General features: G+C 53.0%; 10 protein-coding genes. 3 read left to right on the top strand and 7 right to left on the bottom strand.

Annotated elements, in window-relative coordinates:
- The 5 genes from QO008_RS05555 to QO008_RS05535 form a co-directional block, all read right to left on the bottom strand.
- Positions 1-1,922: hypothetical protein (locus tag QO008_RS05555; protein ID WP_307384999.1), on the bottom strand; the 1,922-nt coding region annotated here is incomplete at its 3' end.
- A 39-nt stretch (positions 1,923-1,961) separates the two neighbouring features.
- Complete coding sequence (locus QO008_RS05550) at positions 1,962-6,620, bottom strand: hypothetical protein (RefSeq protein ID WP_307384997.1); 4,659 nt, start codon at positions 6,618-6,620, stop codon at positions 1,962-1,964.
- A gap of 312 nt (positions 6,621-6,932) precedes the next feature.
- Positions 6,933-7,199: a hypothetical protein gene (locus QO008_RS05545; RefSeq protein ID WP_307384995.1), complete on the bottom strand. Its 267-nt coding sequence runs from the start codon at positions 7,197-7,199 to the stop codon at positions 6,933-6,935.
- 104 nt (positions 7,200-7,303) lie between these two features.
- Complete coding sequence (locus QO008_RS05540) at positions 7,304-7,459, bottom strand: ferredoxin (RefSeq protein ID WP_407653966.1); 156 nt, start codon at positions 7,457-7,459, stop codon at positions 7,304-7,306.
- Positions 7,460-7,494: 35 nt separating this feature from the next.
- On the bottom strand, positions 7,495-7,839 hold the full coding sequence (locus tag QO008_RS05535; RefSeq protein ID WP_307384994.1) for a cupin domain-containing protein: 345 nt from the start codon (positions 7,837-7,839) through the stop codon (positions 7,495-7,497).
- Between the two features lie 100 nt (positions 7,840-7,939).
- On the opposite strand from QO008_RS05535, the gene QO008_RS05530 reads away from it, so the two are divergent.
- Positions 7,940-8,608 (top strand): Crp/Fnr family transcriptional regulator, encoded by a 669-nt coding sequence (locus QO008_RS05530; protein WP_307384992.1) that lies wholly within the window; start codon positions 7,940-7,942, stop codon positions 8,606-8,608.
- Here QO008_RS05530 and QO008_RS05525 read toward each other — a convergent pair.
- Together QO008_RS05525 and QO008_RS05520 are read right to left on the bottom strand one after the other, a co-directional pair.
- Positions 8,605-10,038 (bottom strand): DUF438 domain-containing protein, encoded by a 1,434-nt coding sequence (locus QO008_RS05525; RefSeq protein WP_307384990.1) that lies wholly within the window; start codon positions 10,036-10,038, stop codon positions 8,605-8,607. The two genes, QO008_RS05530 and QO008_RS05525, sit on opposite strands and share 4 nt — an antisense overlap.
- Before the next feature lie 132 nt (positions 10,039-10,170).
- Complete coding sequence (locus QO008_RS05520; RefSeq protein ID WP_126464667.1) at positions 10,171-10,566, bottom strand: helix-turn-helix domain-containing protein; 396 nt, start codon at positions 10,564-10,566, stop codon at positions 10,171-10,173.
- Between the two features lie 296 nt (positions 10,567-10,862).
- On the opposite strand from QO008_RS05520, the gene QO008_RS05515 reads away from it, so the two are divergent.
- Together QO008_RS05515 and QO008_RS05510 are read left to right on the top strand one after the other, a co-directional pair.
- Positions 10,863-13,400 carry a YhgE/Pip domain-containing protein gene (locus QO008_RS05515; protein WP_307384987.1) on the top strand — a complete coding sequence of 846 codons (2,538 nt, stop codon included), beginning with the start codon at positions 10,863-10,865 and terminating at the stop codon, positions 13,398-13,400.
- Positions 13,401-13,419: 19 nt separating this feature from the next.
- Positions 13,420-15,564 carry a YhgE/Pip domain-containing protein gene (locus QO008_RS05510; RefSeq protein WP_164715166.1) on the top strand — a complete coding sequence of 715 codons (2,145 nt, stop codon included), beginning with the start codon at positions 13,420-13,422 and terminating at the stop codon, positions 15,562-15,564.
- The last annotated feature ends 1,043 nt before the right edge of the window (positions 15,565-16,607 follow it).

The following is a 16,607-nucleotide window of genomic DNA, read 5'->3' as shown; positions in this document are numbered from 1 at the left end:
GCAATCGTTCCGTTCTCGCCCGCACTGAAGGTAACGGATACGTAGTTTTCCGGTACGTTCGGTTTGGCTTCGCCGGGTTTCTGCGCCACGACGTCGGCTGTCAATACATATTTCGCGATATGATTTACTGAAGACGGATAAGAATCTTGAATCGGGTAAGACCACTTACTAAAGGCGTAGCCGGGATTGGGAATTACAGTGGGTGCTTTTATTTGTACATTCTTCGCTAACGGATTTACCCAATAGATGCTAATTTCACCTTCGGGTATGCTCCCGTCTTTATCCGCCGAAAACTTGACGCGCACATAGTTCTTCGGAACATTCGGGCTTTCATCACCCAATTGTGGAACAACATCGGCCGTCAATACATATTTCGCAACAAATTCCCGATTGGATTCCAATTTCTCGGTATCTGCAGGCAATGTCGGTTCCCACCGATCAAATCTCTGCGTATCGTCTTTGTACTGTGCCTCGGGAACCGCTACGCCGGCTTTCACGGCATCTGCCCAGGTCGTACCCTCTTTAACGTCATACGCTTTTTGCACCCCGAGATCGGTATCCGGGAATTGTCCGTCTTGGGTCGGATCAAAGGCTATACGCACATAGCCGGCCGGTGCTTTCAATTTCGGATCGGCTTCGTAGGCGGTGCGGTTTTCTTTGTACTGAGCGGTATAGGTTTGAGCCGCTACCGTATCCCCATCCGCAGGAAACGACGGATCCCATTTTTCAAAAACTTTGCTATCGTCTTTGTACTGCGCCTCGGGAACCGCTACGCCGGCTTTCACGGCATCTGCCCAGGTCGTACCTTCTTTGACGTCAAAGACGGTTTTCTCTCCCAAATTCGCCTCTGCAAATTTGCCCTCTGCCGTCGGGTCGAAGGTTATGCGAACGTAGCCCTCAGGCGCGTAGCTGGTCTCGCCGGAAGGGGAAGTTACATCCCGTTGTCTTCTGAGCTTGAGGGTTCCGCCTTCTTTATAATTGTATTCAGTGATAACTTTGTATTTTTCTTCTCCGACGGTAATGATTCGGTTCCCATCTGTACTTTCACCGTCGACTTTTAGGGTAACCGATTTGGGATCAAAGTCTCCTCCAAAGTTCTCTTCCTCCAAAGCAAACGCATCATCTGCTATCAGATTGATTTCCCCCATAGTGTCCAAGCTGAATTCCGCGATCGGTTTCTCAACTGTCGCCAATTTGACAGTACCCGATACGCCCTCGGGCTTGGGAATATTCGTTCCGTATTCATTTTCCCAAATCACATCGATTACAGGACTGACGATCTCATGAACCTCAAAGACGAGTCTATAGCGCCCCTCCGCCTGTTGCGAAGTTCCATCATAGCTAAGACGCGCACGAACTTCATAATTGGTGATTGGATCGATAGCAACATTTGGCTGAATATCTTCAAAACCCTGGACTTCCTGTGTCTCGATCACGGCTTCGTTTGTTCTTTTGCTTTTGCTAAATCCGAAAGAACCGACAGGATTTATTCGTTTGGTCTTTGCATTAATCCATTCAAGATCCGCCGTAAATTCATTGTCAGTAAATACAGACCAGTCAAAGTGATTCGAACCAAGCCCATAAACCTGTACCTCTAAGTCCAAATTCATGACATAGGTCTCCCCTACGGCACCCACTGCCGAAGGAATGGTCTCGTCAGACATCCCCAGTCCGTTGTCGCTCGGCAACAGCGCAGAGAATAACGCCATTTTTCCGGTATTCTCTGCGGCGGACCTATCCGTTTTCTCTAGTTTTTCAATGGCGGTTGCGACGTCAAAGACTTCGCGACCCCCTTCGATCTTGCTTTCTACCTCTACGGCATTCGGTTGTGCAGTATCTTCTTGCGCGGCAAAGGCCAGCTGAAAGCACCCGAACACCATGGTGAGGGCAAGAAGCAGAGAAAGCCACTTTTTATAAAGCATAGTAACCTCCTAAGGTATAAAACGATAGCTTTCGAACTCTTAACGAACTAACAGTATTCTCTCCGGCGCCTGAACGGCTCCTCGAGAAGCAATGATTTCTATAAGATCTCCCCGCTCCAGCTTTTGGTGCAACGCCACTTTCAAAGGCATGGTCTTGCCATTCTCTACATCTACGACAATGCGGTAGATCTCCTCTTCATTACGGTGGACGATGATTTGGAGCTTCTCGGCATCTACGGCGGAAAACGATAGGTAGTCTTTCCTTGCTCTCGGCTGCGAAATGGTATAGCTCGGCGTCTTATCTGCATATTGGTAGGGTACATCGAAAGAAGTTTCGTTATTCAATCGGTCCTTTGCCACGATTCGGATCTTCGGATTCGCGCTGGCAGAATCCGCCGATCGAGGAATCGTCCGGGGGAAGTCGAGGACGTATCCGCCCTGTGCGTCGGGATTGAGCTGATAGATGGCGGGGATATATTCGGTGTTCTCCTCGCCCACCAAGATTTTGACGCCTTCAAAGGGGGCGAGGCTGTCGTCAAATTTCGCCTTGAGGTCGATAAACATACCGTATCCGCCGTCGATAGCAGAGGCATCGGCAATCTTGGGTCCGGCCAGGTCCAACCGAATGGATTCGTCCGAGATCGTGGGGAGTTTGTCCGGTTCTCTGGAGAGGATGCGAATTTCCTGTCCATCGGTCAGCAATTCCTTAGGTACGCGGAATTCTACGACAGGGTTGTCGGAATCGAAGGGTACCGCGATTTCTTTTCCTTCGTGCAAGATGGGATTGCCATCTTTGTCGGCGAGAACATACTCCGTGCCGATGACGGGCAGGGAAATGCCGGTGGTGGGACGGAGCGCCGTGATGACGGCATTGTTGTCTTGGTTGGGCTTTTGTTCCATCTCGATAACGGCGCCGGATTTTTCCTTTTCGCGCACGGTCTGGTAGGCGTATTCGGATTGGGTGGTCGCATCGCCGTCGACGCCGTAATGGTAGCGCACCGCCACCTCTTGGCCGGCGACGAATTCGCTTCCGTCTGCCTTTGTGATGCCGATGATGCCGGCGGCGGGGTCATAGTTGAGATCGAAGCCCTTTTGCGCCCCGTCGGGCACCCGTTGTACCCAGGTATCGCCGAATTTTTCGAAAGTCACGGTGGTACCGGGATCCGAAGCGTTCGCTTTCACGATCAAGTCGATGGTGGTGATCTCATCGGATACTGTGTCTTTTAAGGTGATGGCCGTGTCGCCATCGGTCATCTCTTCGATAATCGGCGCCGCGGCTTTGAGTTTGGTGTTGGTAACGGAGAAGGAATACTTCGTAAGAATCGATTGTTCACCCGTCTCGGTATTCGCAAAGTCGGCGGCGCGGCTGGTGGCACCGGAGAAGGTGTCGATCTGCCCGGCTTCGTCGGTGTTGCGGAATACCTGTTTTTTGGTATAGGTTTCGGGGCTGTCGGGGTTCGGCCCGATGGCGATTCCCAGGCTCGACCAGTTCTGATCGAAGTTATAATAGGCGTCGGCATTCTGTGTGGGATCGCCGTCCGTATGGGGAAGCTCGGCGATGACATAGGATAGTCGGTCGCCGTGGTAGTCGTAGCCCGGCACTTCCCACACCAGGTCTTGGGCGGGGTTCGGCGAGGTCTTGGGCGCATATACCTTCAAGATCGCCTCTTTCGGCGTGCCGGTCTTTGCTATATCCGCAGCAGCCTTGCCGCCGTATACCTTCTTGTCGTTTTCCAATGCGCCTTCCGGCGTGTAATACGCCGCCATTTCGCTTACGGTGGGGTTGTCGGAAGCGCTGATCGCGGTACGGTACAGCAGTCCCACACGAATCGGCGCGCCCGCGGCCGGGTCCACGCCTTCGCCGGCGTAGGTTTTGGAGGCGTCGATCTTTACATAGGGCGCATAGTGGCCGTATAGGTCGATGGTCGTGCCGTTATAGGCCTTCAAATCCGTGCCGAAGTTGATGGTCGTGCCGTCCAAAATTCGTCGACCGGATTCTGTGGCCTGTGCAGCAGTGATATCTAACAGATGATTTCCATCCGCGGTAACGACGGGGGCGTTGTAATCGACGGCGGTATCATTCTGTTTGGCGGTCCAACCGAGGAAGCTCTTTTGGGAGACGATAAAGTCTTCGAGTTCGTTATTGGCATTATCGTAGGCATAAGGCAGCCGCACTTTCCCGCCGTCGCGCAAAAAGATTTCTTTGGTGACGGGGATGTCGTAGACGACGGTATCCCCTACAAAGGCATTTCGGTGCAGACGAATGGTAAAGCCGGATCCGTAAACGGCATAGACCGTCCGTTCATGGTCGATGGGAGAAGTGGCGGTAAATCTGTATACCGTTCCGTTGTCGACTTGTTGCCAGTCTTCGATTTTCTCCACGGTGGGTGCCTTCCGGAAGGCTTCGATTTCTTCGACAGTGCTCAATTTTTTGGTGGACCAACCGAGGAATTGATTGTCTTCGTCGAGCGTCGGTTCGCCGGGGAATTTTCTTAGGGCTAGGGCATCACCGGTAAGCTCTTTGCCTTCGTGGTCCTTCATGGTAATGTCTCCCGTAAAACCCGAAGGCACATAGGCGGGGTTGGCGACGCCGGTATTCGGATCAAAGGAATAGTTCTCGTTCAGGGGCGCGATCTTTTTTACCGACGCCTTGCTGCCGCCCAAAGACCCGCCGTTTAGATCAAATGTCACACGCGATTGTACCTGTTCCACTACGGCATCGGCGGGGATGCTGGATTGGCGATAGTTCTTAAATGCGATCGGCATATCCTTTTTCAGGGGAATGGGCCCTTTGCCCTCGCTATTGGTGCTGTTGATCACAGAAAACGCGTATCCGTCTTTGTCCGTGCCGTTAATATTTTGCACATAGGCCGTATCGCCGGATGTCTGCCGGTAGACGACGTCGTTGTATCTGGCGACGACCTCCATAAAGGGCGCCGCCGTGTAGCCGGTAAAGACCTCGGTTTCTCCGGTAAAGATCTCGTCGATCTTGGGCAGCACTTTTGTCTTGGTAAAAATCAGCGCGGAGGTCTTCCAGGAGCGGTCGATGATCACTTCATTGGTCGCGTCGCGCTTGGTCGCATTGAGCGCAAATTCCCGCCCGCCCAGACTGATTTTGGAGGCGGAAATGTCGGTCTTGGTGTCGTTGACATACACGGTGATGGGCGTTCCCCGCTTCAGCGTCATGCCCTCGGGCAGGCGAACACGGTAGTTATCGGACTTTCCGTTGAGCAGATTGTCGTAGGTCAATAGCTCAAAGGCGGAGTCCGTCGTGCCCTTCGAAACATATTCGTAGCCGTTATAGGTATAGTACATCGGATTTTTGTCGCCGATCTTTAGATTCAGCCCGGTATTTTTTGGCAGACCCGCGGGCGTAGAGAGCTTGATCAGATCGTTCTTTGCAATCGTCACATCCTCCGGCACCGTAAAGGTATATTGCGACCACGTGGCGCCACCGGTTGCGGAATCGATGGTCGATGCCACCGTCTCGGTGCGCACGAGGAAATTGCGCAGGTATTCGTCTTTGGCGAACATCTCGTTTACTTTTTCGGTATCGAGGTGATACTCAAAGCAGGTATAGAAGGGAATGTCGGAAAGGAGCGCCCCGTGAATCAAATAATCCCGATAGGTGGGAACGGAGATGCGCTTTTCGCCGTCTCGCGTCCGAAATCCCGATTCGCCGAACAGCACATAGGGGTTCCCAGCTTCCGTCTTGTTAAAGTCGCTCATCTTGATCTTGGTATACTTCTTCGCGTCCGTAAAGAACGGCCGGTAATCGTAATACGTAATATATACCTGCCCCACATTTTTGTCCGCATCCTCTTTTAACAGGTCCACGAACCGAGCATCGTACATTTGCTTTAAGCCGATCTGGCCGAAGTTCGTCGTCAAGGAGTCGTGTTTGCGGTACCCGTAAAAAATCCGCAGCTTTCCCGTCGAGGGATTGTAGTTCATAATCGTGTTGGTGCCGAGTAGCTTATCGGAAACCTTGTTCCGATAGTTGTCGGGGATCGAATCGCTCTGAAATTTCGAGAGCATCGGCACCACGGTCGAAACGGTGTTGGTATTATAGGAAGTTTCCTTTCCCGATTGGAAGGAAAAGACTTCATTGCCCGCTCCGTTCATCACCCGCATCTGAACCAGCAGGTCGTCTTTTATGTCGGCTTGGATGGTCTCCATGCTACTCCCTGCATTCAGCACGATTTCCATGGGATAATAGCGATTGTAGGGCAAAACGCCGTTCGCCGTCAGATTGGCGCCGCCTTCTACGGTGATCTTCTTTTCGTTGTTCCGCCCGGTATCCTGCAACGGGAGCGGCACATTGTTGCCGTTTCGAATATAGGATCGGGACCAGTCGATCATCGGGAACAACCGCGCGTCAAAGTGAAAGTTCAGCGTCTTCCAGACGGTAGAGCCCGCCTTCATATTTTGGCGCACCGCAAAGCGCAGCACCGTGCGTCCGTCTGCGTTGACATACGACCCGTCGAAATGGATCTCGTGCAGCGGCCATGGCTCCGATGTGGATACGTCGCGGTTGCGCGCGCCGCCGGGAAGCGACCACACATTGTTCTCTGTCGTGTCCGGGCGTTCCTCCCAATTGGGCGCCTCTATGGCTGCGAATACGTTTGCAGGAATAATGCTCAATAGCATTGCAAACGCCAGCAATAGCGCCGGAAATTTTGCCTTCAAAAATTGCATATCTACCTCCTATTCAAATACCGAAAATGGGATCACTCGCACGAACGAAGCCGCACTTTTTTACGATAAAGTGCAGTACTCTCGATTTTTCGCATACTCTCCTATATTCATATATACCACATATTCATTAGAATTTATGCTATATTACATGTTCCTTACGAATTTTTCACTATTTTTAGATTCAATCGCCGGCTTGCCATCCTATTCCTAGAAATTCTATCTTGCAAAAAATTTCTCCACCATAATTTATGAGAACGATTTTATCATTCCCGTGAAAAATGCCGAGCGAAACCGCCCAGCATATACATAGCCTCAAGTCCCCAACGAAAAGATCACCACCATGGTGAGCACCATAGCAAGGATGGTGCACAGAAAGGTCGCTATCAGATAAGGCAAGAATTTCAACCGCAGATGCTTTTGCACGCTCATTAGCATCAATCCACCCACGGGGGAATAAATAGAACAAAAAAAGAAATAGACAAGCATTAAATCTCCCTCTGTCTTGGCCAAATACATCAATACGGCGAAGGACATCAGTAGTACCGCCATGGAATGTTTTAGAAAGGCTTTAAATTGCATGGCCACCCCCTACGATATATATTCCCTTTTTGCGGAAAATGGATCGCATCGTTAAAAAAACCGCCCCGAGCGCGCACCCGGGCCGGTTTTTACTCCGATTCCTCTTACTCTTCGATGGCATTGGCGAGGCAGGCGATCATCGCCTCTTTGGCGGCTTCTTCCGCGTGTTCGGGCACCGCGCCGGAAATGGCGTGGGACACGCCGTCGGGCCCCACGGCAAATACCTCGGGGCACAGACGCTGGCACAGCCCGCAGCCGATGCCGTTTTCGTTTACGCGATATTTGCATGGCGCGGCTACTGATCGGACGGTTTGACGACGATCAAGAGCATCTTAAACCGCGCTTTGGCGCGCACGGCGTGGGGATGCCCCGCCGGCATCAAAATGGCGTCGCCTTCTTCTACCACAGACGCTTCGCCGTCGATGGCAATTTCGCCCGTGCCGTCCAGGCAGAGCACCAAGGCGTCGCCGTCGGAGACGTGGGTCGAAATCTCTTCGCCGACATCGAAGGAAAATAAAGTGAGGGAGATGCCGTCGTTTTGGGCGATGGTCTTCGAAACCACCTGCCCTTCTTGGTAGCTGACCTGCTCCTTTAGGGAGAGGGCGGTCGCTTTTTCTATATTTTTCATGATTTCGTGCATACCAAAACCTCCTTGCACTCGAAACACTTGTCTTCATTTACAAATCTTACTATACTGAATGGGAAAAGTATGTTGTTCTAACAACGGAAAGGGAGAAAAGATGGACACCGCATTTTTAACCGAAACCGAACTCTTTGCCGGCATTCGCCCGGACGAAATGGACCGGCTGCTTGTGTGCCTCTCCGCCACGCGGCGGCAGTATAAAAAAGGCGATACGATTTTTTCCGCCGACACGCGGCTGACGGAGATCGGCCTGGTGCTCACGGGGAGCGTGCACGTGATCATAAACTATTTTTGGGGCGACGCCAATATTTTCGGCCACGTGGAAGAAGGCGAGATCTTCGGTGAGGCCTATGCCGCCCTGCACAAAGAAACCCTGACCGAAGTGGTGGCGGCGGAAGACGCCGAGATTCTGTTTTTGAATATGCACAAAATTCTCACCACTTGCGAGCAGTCCTGCGCCTTTCACCACCGGCTGATCTACAATATCGTCGGCATCTCCGCCCGCAAAAACCTCGCACTCTCCGCCCGCATGGTGCATATCGCGCCCAAGTCGATCCGCGACCGCGTGTTCGCCTATCTTTCGCAGCAGGCGCTCGAGGCGAGCGATCGCGAGTTTTCGATTCCCTTTTCGCGCCAAGAACTCGCCGATTACCTGGGCGTCAACCGCTCCGCCCTCTCGGCGGAACTCTCCCGCATGCAAAAGGACGGAAAGATCGCCTTTCACAAAAATCGCTTTCGTCTGCTCGAAGGCCCCGCGCCCTACTAGGCGGGCGTTGTTCCCCCTTTGCGGAGAGGGCGCGCTTCGTCGTCGGTGAGATCGCGAACGGTCTCCATAGTACCCAGATAGCGATCGCCGTCGCGCACGGCCATATAGCGCACTTCGACCTTGCGACCGGCCTTTTCGGTGCGCACGGTCACCTCGTCCTTGGCCCCGCTCTTAAAATCGGCGATCATTTTGCGCACCACCGGCTCGATTTTGGGCGGGTGGCAACTATACACCGATCGGCCCAGCGCCATCGATGGGCGGTGGAAAATCTTGGGGCCGTCGTTAAAATAGCGGTTCGTGTCCTCGGCATCGATAAAAGTGATCTCGAGGGGCAGGGTGTTGAGCAGCGCAGAAATCTCTTCGGGCTTCACGGAACCGCCGGAAAGAGCGATGCGCCCGCCGGTATCGGGCGCGTTTTTCGGCGCGGATTCCCCCGCTTCCCACCGCGCGCTCGACACGCCGAACGCTTCGGGATATGCCTTCATATCTCGGTAGATGCCCCGCCAATCGGCATCGGTAAAGTGTTCGACGCATATGGGAAAGAGGATATTTTCTTCTTTGTAGATCATCTCTTCCATGCGTGCAAAGAGCGCCATGAGTTCCGCCGCACTGTCTTCGCCTTGGAGGTGCCGCAGCGCCTTTCGCAGCTCCCCGTCCACCGTCCACATGACATTCGAGGGACCGGAAACGCCGTACGCCGCTTTCAAATGGGGGTACAGGAGATCGCCCTTCTTGGCGTAGTGGATCGACACATCGGCAATGGCGTCCACGTACTCTTTCACGCCTTCGTTGCGATTCAGGGCATCCTTCGCCCCTTGCAGCAATTTCTCCAACGCCCGGTTTTCTTGTCGCAGCGTATGGAGCGGATGCCCCACCATCGCATACAAATGACGCGCGCGCTCACCTTCTGCGGGCGCTTTTTGATTGCGAACAGATTCCGCCACTGCGGTTTCGGCGGCGGCGATCCGCTCTTCCCTCGTGGCCCCGTGAAAGAGCGCCGAATGCAGATCGCACAGACGTTGCACCTCCTCCAAAGGCGTGCCCTCTGCGAGCATCGCCTGCTCCGCTTCCATAATTTCGGAGGCGGCCACATCTTCAAACGCCGCGGCAAAATCCCTTCGCACCCGCTCCAAATCCTCGCCCGCACCCAGACGCGCGAGATACGACTTCAGCTGCGCAACGCGAGACGGCGCTGCCTCGCCCTTTCCTGCCACCGGCTCGAACCCGCTTTTTCGGAGCGCAGCGCGCACCGCATCCATCGGGATCCCCTTTGCCTTCGCACCCTTTTCGATCGTCATTATCTTCCCCACCGTGTGCCGAAGGGCCTTCTTTTTGATCTCGCCAAAGCCCAGATCGGCGAGCACGCCGATCAGTTCGGGATATTCTTTCGTCAATGTGTATATCGAAGTATTCAAATTTATTTGTTGCATATTCCTTGCTCCTTTCATTGTTGGTATCAGTATACGACGGGAGGAGCAAAGAATATGTTGGTATGACAACGAAATGAATCTTTGCATGAAAAAAGACGCGCCTAGCGCGTCTTTTCTTTTCCCTTCTATCCCTTACTTATTTCGAAGCAGGGCAATGCCGCCGGCGAATAGGCCGATGCCGAGCATGGTGACGGCATTTTCGGGTTTTACTTTTCCCAGAATCCCCAGCACGGTGACGGCGATTCCCATAGCCATGCACACCGCCTTAAAGATCAGGGTAATGATCTCGTCGATGTCTCTGTCTTTTTGAACGGTCTTGACTTCTTTTCCTTGCATAAGCTCCTCCACAGACATGCCCAGCACCTCCGCCAGTTTCGGTATGGATTGGGTATCGGGGACGGAAAGGTTCCGCTCCCATTTGGACACGGCTTTGTCGGTAACGCCCATTTTTTCTGCCAAATCCCATTGGGTCATCTGCAGTTGTTTGCGCTTTGCGGCAATCAGCGTGCCCATATTCTCTCTATCCATAATCTGCTCCTTCCTCTGTACTACGATTGTATTGTACTTGCGCCGACGGGTTTTCGGCAACCGACCGTCGGTCCGATCGCCTCGACCTTCGGTTTACCCGGGAATTCCTCCGGGTTCGAAGGCAGAAACGGCGGTATTTCGCCATCGGGTGTTTGCCTTTTTTTGCTCTTTGTGCCCACAAGTTCTCGCCCCGGTGTTACAATAGGCAGTATCTCGAAGCGCCTCGATAAGAATGGGTAAGGATAAATGAGGGAATTTGTACTTATAGTATAACCGTATATTAGAAAGGTTTTGCTATGAAAACATCGAATGCAATTTTGCGGCGCGATTTTCACCGCCTGCGTCACAATGTGGCGGCGCTATTGGTACTTGCCGGCATCTGTTTGTTGCCGTCTTTGTATGCATGGTTCAATATCGGCGCCAATATGGACCCATACGGGAACATCGACCGCGTAAAAATCGCCGTCGTCGATCTCGACCGTCCCGTAGAATACGGCGAACGGCAGGTCGACGTGGGAAAAACCGTACTCGAAAATTTAAAGAAGAACGACCAGTTAGGCTGGACCTTTGTCGACGAAAACCGGGCGATCGGAGGTGTGCGTTCCGGTGCCTATTACGCCGCCATTGTGATTCCCGAGGACTTTTCGGCGTCGTTTCTTTCGATTGTAAAGGGCGAGGAGATCCAATTCCCCACCCTAAATTACTATGTAAACGAAAAGAAAAATGCCATCGCCCCCAAGATTACATCGAGCGGCTTAGAAGCATTGGAAGAACAGATAAACAGCAATTTCGTAGCCACCACCTCCGAAATCCTCGCCGATGAACTGGCGAAGTTGAGCGGGGATTTTATCGCCACCGGCGAGGTGCAAAAGGATTCTGCCCTACATGCTTTAACGCAGGTACAGTGGAATGTCGCTGCATATGGCGAATCGCTTCGCAATATGGACGAGAAACTCGCCCGCATGGATTCTATGACTGCCGCGGTACGCGCCGACATTGCAGGACTCGATGCCGCCGTAAAAAAGGGGCAGATTTCCCTCGCCGAAAGTCGCACACTCCTCGAAAATACCCGCCGGGAAAGCGAGAACGTCCTCGCCGCCTATGATGACATTGTAGAGGATATAAATGCCATGGCGAACGTCGGCAATGCCTATACCGGTCGAAAGTACACCGCCTTGGACGGAGAGTTGGGACGGATAGAAAACCGGTTTTCCATCGGATTGCAGAATTTTCAAGAAATAAACGCACTCAACCGGTCGATTTTAGGCGATCTGGAATCGATCGATCCCCTACCCGCAGAAAGCAAACCGTTGAACGTATTGGAACAGTGGCAGAATATCAACGCACGAAACGGGACCATTTTGGCCGACATCGAAAAACAAAGCGAATTGCTCGACGATGCCCTCGGCGAATTGGACCGAAGTCATGGCGCCATACAAAAGCGCCTGCGGACGGTTTCCGACGAGAACAACGCGACCCGCGATAAGGTGGGCGCAAATGTGCGGCTGCTTTTGGAGCAGAATTTCGATATGCTGAATCGAGTCAACGCGCGCTTTTCGGGCACGCTGTCGTCCATGCCGCTGTTGCTCGACGAATTCGACCAAGTGCTGGAAGAGATGGAATATCTCACTAAAGAATCTCGGAATACCGTCGCCGCGGGTCTCGAGAGCCTCGCTTCGGCGGAGGCGGGCATAGAGGGTCTGCGCACCGATCTCGCCCAGCTGGGGCGCGGTCCACTTTACGAAAAGTTGCTCTCTCTTCCGAATATCGATGCCAAGCGGTTCTCCGCCTTTATGGGCGATCCGGTCGTCATCGAAGAGCATACGATCTATAAGAGCGATAACTACGGCAGCGCCATGGCGCCATTTTTCACGGATCTGGCCCTGTGGGTCGGCGGCATGATTTTGATCTCGATTCTAAAAATCGACGTCGACAAAGACGAAGAGATTGCCGACTTCACCGCTGCCGATGCCTTTTTGGGCCGGTGGAAGTTGTTTGTGATCCTGGGACAAATCCAGGCACTGGTGGTTTCTGTAGGCGATTTGTGGCTCCTTAAGGTGCAATGCGTCCATCCTGTGCTCTTTGTCCTCACCACGCTTATCTCTTCATTCGCCTATGTATCGATTATCTACGCCCTTACCGTCACCTTTCGCAATATCGGTAAGGCGATGGCGGTGATTCTCCTCATTCTGCAGATCCCCGGTTCCTCGGGCACCTATCCCATCGAGATGATGTCGAACTTCTTCCGTTCGCTGTATCCATTTTTGCCCTTTCATTACGGCATCGACGGCCTGCGCGAAACCATGCTCGGCATTTATACGCCGCACTTTTTACAGGATTGGGGCATACTCATCTCTTACGTGCCCCTTTCGTTTCTACTGGGAATCTACGGCCCCAAGCTGCTCCGGAGCGTAAGCCGAACCTTTGATGCAAAGCTCGCCGAAAGCGAACTGATCCACGCGGAATATCCACACGAAAAAGAACCCATCCGCGGCGATTTTATCCTCGCGCTCCTCGCCGGCGACGAGGCAGAAAAAGAGAAAATCCGTCAAAAACACGCACGCTTCTTCCATCGTTACGAGCGCAAAAAGACACTTGCGTTTCTTTCGATTTTCGCGATCCCCCTGGTTTTTCTAGTGCTCATGTTCAGTATGGAATCGAAGATCCGCTATTTGGTGATTTGGGTCGTCACCATTATTCTCCTCGCCATCTATCTGATCGTGTTGGAGCTACGCCGCTTTCGGTATCGGCGACAACAACGACTCATGGCCATGGACGAAGACGAATTGCTGCTATATGTGAAAGGGAACGACGCCTATGAAGATGATTTTTAATCACATAAAAGAGGATTTTATGCGCCTCAAAGACAACAGCATCGTCCTGGTGGTCGTGTTGGGCGTCAGCCTAATCCCCTGTCTTTATGCCTGGTTCAACATCGCCGCCTCCTGGGATCCCTATACGGAAACCGCGGGAATCCGAGTCGCAATCGCAAACGAGGACGAAGGCTACACCCCCGCCTTCGTGCCCGCCCGCGTCAATATCGGCGAAAAGATCAAGCTGAATCTCGGCGTCAACGATCAGATGGACTGGACCTTCACCGACAAAGATGAGGCCATTGCCGGGGTAAAAAGCGGCAAATACTACGCCGCCATCGTCATCCCTGCCGATTTTAGCCAAAAAATGTTCTCGTTCCTTTCCCCCGAGGCCGAAGCGCCGTCGCTTTTATATTACGGCAACGAAAAGAAAAACGCCATCGCGCCCAAAGTCACCGGCAAGGGCGCCGGCGCCGTCACCGATATGGTAAAAGAAACATTTACCAAGACCCTCTACGCCACCTCCTTCGACAGCATCCTTTCTTTTTCCGACCAAGTGCGCGCCTCAAACGAAGACGATGTGCTCGCCACATTAAGGGAACGGCTGCAAAAAACGTCGAATTCGCTGAGCGGACAAATCTCCACCCTTCGCGCCTTTCAGAGCCTCGCCCGCTCCTCTTCGAATGTGATGGCGACGGCCGACGGCTTTATGGAAATCTCATCCGATACCGTAACGGGCGCTATGCACGATTTGAAGAGCGGACGCGAAAACTTGAAACAGACAGAGGCATCCCTTGCGCCCTTAAACGACGCCTTAAAACAAAGCGTCGACCAAAACCTCGACTACTTAGACCGACTTTCTAGCGACGTAGATGACGCCTTTGTCCGCGCGGACGACAATATGGCGCAATCCATCGCCGCCACCGAGTCGCTAGTGCAGACCCTCACACAGGATGTCGAGGACAAACGCCATGTGCAGGACAAACTGACAGAATTTAACGAGGCGCTCCCCGCACCGCTTACGGGCCTCGATGCGGCAAATGCAAAAATCGAGCGGAGCATCGCCTTCGAAGAATCCATGATTTCAACCCTGCGCACCGCGACGGAAAAAAAGAATCTGACCCGAGAAGAAGCCGACGCCCTACAGGAAAAATTTGCATCCTTACAAAAGAAGAATCGCGAAAACCTCGAAGCGCTCCGCGGCGACTTTTCCAACGGCGTCATGGGGCGATTTGCGCGCGTAAAAAGCGACCTCGACGAAACGCGTGGCAATCTCGAGGACGCCTGGCAGAGCGCCGATGCCGCCACCGCACAAGTGGCCGCTCTTTCCGCCGATATACAAAACGACCTCGGGCGGCTGAACGCAAATATGGACGCGTCGGTACAACTGCTCGACAACGCAAAGCGCAGCGTCGACGGACTCTACTCGCGCACCATGGAGGTAGAAAACGCGCCCGAATCGGAAAAACTCGATCGCCTTTTGGCACAGGATTCCGATACGGTGAGCCGGTTCCTCTCCCGCCCCGTTCAAACCGCGGTACACCGGGTTTATCCCGTCGAAAATTACGGCTCCGCCATGGCCGCTTTCTACTCCACCCTCTCCCTATGGGTCGGTGCCGTTATACAAGTCGCGCTGATCCATGTGGAAACGCCCGATTCTTATCGTAAAAAATACGGCAAATTCAAGCCCTATCAAACCTACTTCGGTCGGCTGGGCCTCTTCCTTTTTATCTCCTTCGTTCAAAGCAGCCTTATCGCCCTGGGAGACCTCTACTTCCTCGGCATTCAATGCCCCCACCCCTTCCACTTTCTGCTTGCCGGCTGGGTGTCGGGATTCATTTTCACCATACTCATCTACACCCTCACCATCTCCTTCGGCGACATCGGAAAAGCCCTTTGTGTCGTACTCATGGTCGTCCAAGTTGCGGGTTCCGGCGGCACCTTCCCCATCGATGTGGCGCCGCCCTTCTTCCGCCGTATCTATCCCTTTCTGCCCTTTGTGCACAGCATGAACGCTATGAAAGAAGCCATCGGCGGCTTTTACAAAAATACTTTTTGGCGCGAACTCCTTCTGCTACAAAACTACCTGGCCGGCGCTCTCCTTTTGGGCCTCGTACTGCGAAAACCCGTTATGCGACTAAACACCGCCTTTTCGGAAAAATTGGAAGATACAAAAATCATGTGAATGCAACCCTTCCCCTGGCGGAGGGGTTTTTCTTCCGCCAAAAATTATCCGCGCCTATTGTCCTGAGCGAGATTTCGTTTCGCGTCGAAGAATCTCGTTCCCTAGAAAAAGACTGCGAAGAAGTCGAGGCCGAGACGCACGGTCATCCCTATTGCGCAGGCAATAAAACACGCCATAGACATCGTGCAAACAGTCGACCCGCAATAGCCTACTCGAGATCCATTCGACTTCGCTTCGCTCCGCTCAGGATGACAGTGTTTTTGTCACGCCCCCCTGTCATTCTGAGCGAGGAACCCTGTTCCGAGTCGAAGAATCTCGTTCCCTAGAAAAAGACTGCGAAGAAGTCGAGGCCGAGACGCGCAACCATCCCTACTACGTCAAGCAATAAAACACGCCATAGGCATCGTGCAAACAGTCGACCCGCAATAGCCTACTCGAGATCCATTCGACTTCGCTCAGGATGACAGTGTTTTTGTCACGCCCCCCCTGTCATTCTGAGCGAGAAACTTCGTTCCGAGTCGAAGAATCTCGTACGCTATATTGAGTCTACATAGAAGCCAAAGCCGAAACGCACGACTGTGCCCTCAGTTTCCGGCGATAAGACACGCAATAGGCACCATGCAACCCGGCGACCCGCAATAGGATACGGAGATCCGTTCGACTCCGCTTCGCTCCGCTCAGGATGACAAGGGAGAAAGTGCGATAGCTTATGGACCGACGTCCGCCTCTATTCAGGATGACAAGATTTTTGTCACGCTCTGTCTTTGTTTGCGCAACCACCTCTTATTGTCATTCTGAGCGAGGAACTCTGTTCCGAGTCGAAGAATCTCGGTCTCTGGAAAAAGACTGCATAGAAGTCGAGGCCGAGACGCGCAACCATCCCTACTACGTCAAGCAATAAAACACGCCATAGGCATCGTGCAAACAGTCGACCCGCAATAGCCTACTCGAGATCCATTCGACTTCGCTTCGCTCCGCTCAGGATGACAGTGTTTTTGTCACGCCCCTCCTGTCATTCTGAGCGAGGAACTCCGTTCCGAGTC

It is taken from the genome of Aedoeadaptatus ivorii, from assembly GCF_030815095.1.
Lineage (GTDB): Bacteria > Bacillota > Clostridia > Tissierellales > Peptoniphilaceae > Aedoeadaptatus > Aedoeadaptatus ivorii.
Note: the sequence above shows the minus strand (reverse complement) of the source record. Positions and strands in the feature narration are given on the sequence as shown.

What these genes read in the sequence shown, in the direction of transcription:
- QO008_RS05550 (WP_307384997.1), bottom strand. Translation starts at nt 6,620, where the DNA reads ATGCAATTTTTGAAGGCAAAATTTCCGGCGCTATTGCTGGCGTTTGCA.
- QO008_RS05545 (WP_307384995.1), bottom strand. Translation starts at nt 7,199, where the DNA reads ATGCAATTTAAAGCCTTTCTAAAACATTCCATGGCGGTACTACTGATG.
- QO008_RS05535 (WP_307384994.1), bottom strand. Translation starts at nt 7,839, where the DNA reads ATGCACGAAATCATGAAAAATATAGAAAAAGCGACCGCCCTCTCCCTA.
- QO008_RS05530 (WP_307384992.1), top strand. Translation starts at nt 7,940, where the DNA reads ATGGACACCGCATTTTTAACCGAAACCGAACTCTTTGCCGGCATTCGC.
- QO008_RS05525 (WP_307384990.1), bottom strand. Translation starts at nt 10,038, where the DNA reads ATGCAACAAATAAATTTGAATACTTCGATATACACATTGACGAAAGAA.
- QO008_RS05520 (WP_126464667.1), bottom strand. Translation starts at nt 10,566, where the DNA reads ATGGATAGAGAGAATATGGGCACGCTGATTGCCGCAAAGCGCAAACAA.
- QO008_RS05515 (WP_307384987.1), top strand. Translation starts at nt 10,863, where the DNA reads ATGAAAACATCGAATGCAATTTTGCGGCGCGATTTTCACCGCCTGCGT.
- QO008_RS05510 (WP_164715166.1), top strand. Translation starts at nt 13,420, where the DNA reads ATGCGCCTCAAAGACAACAGCATCGTCCTGGTGGTCGTGTTGGGCGTC.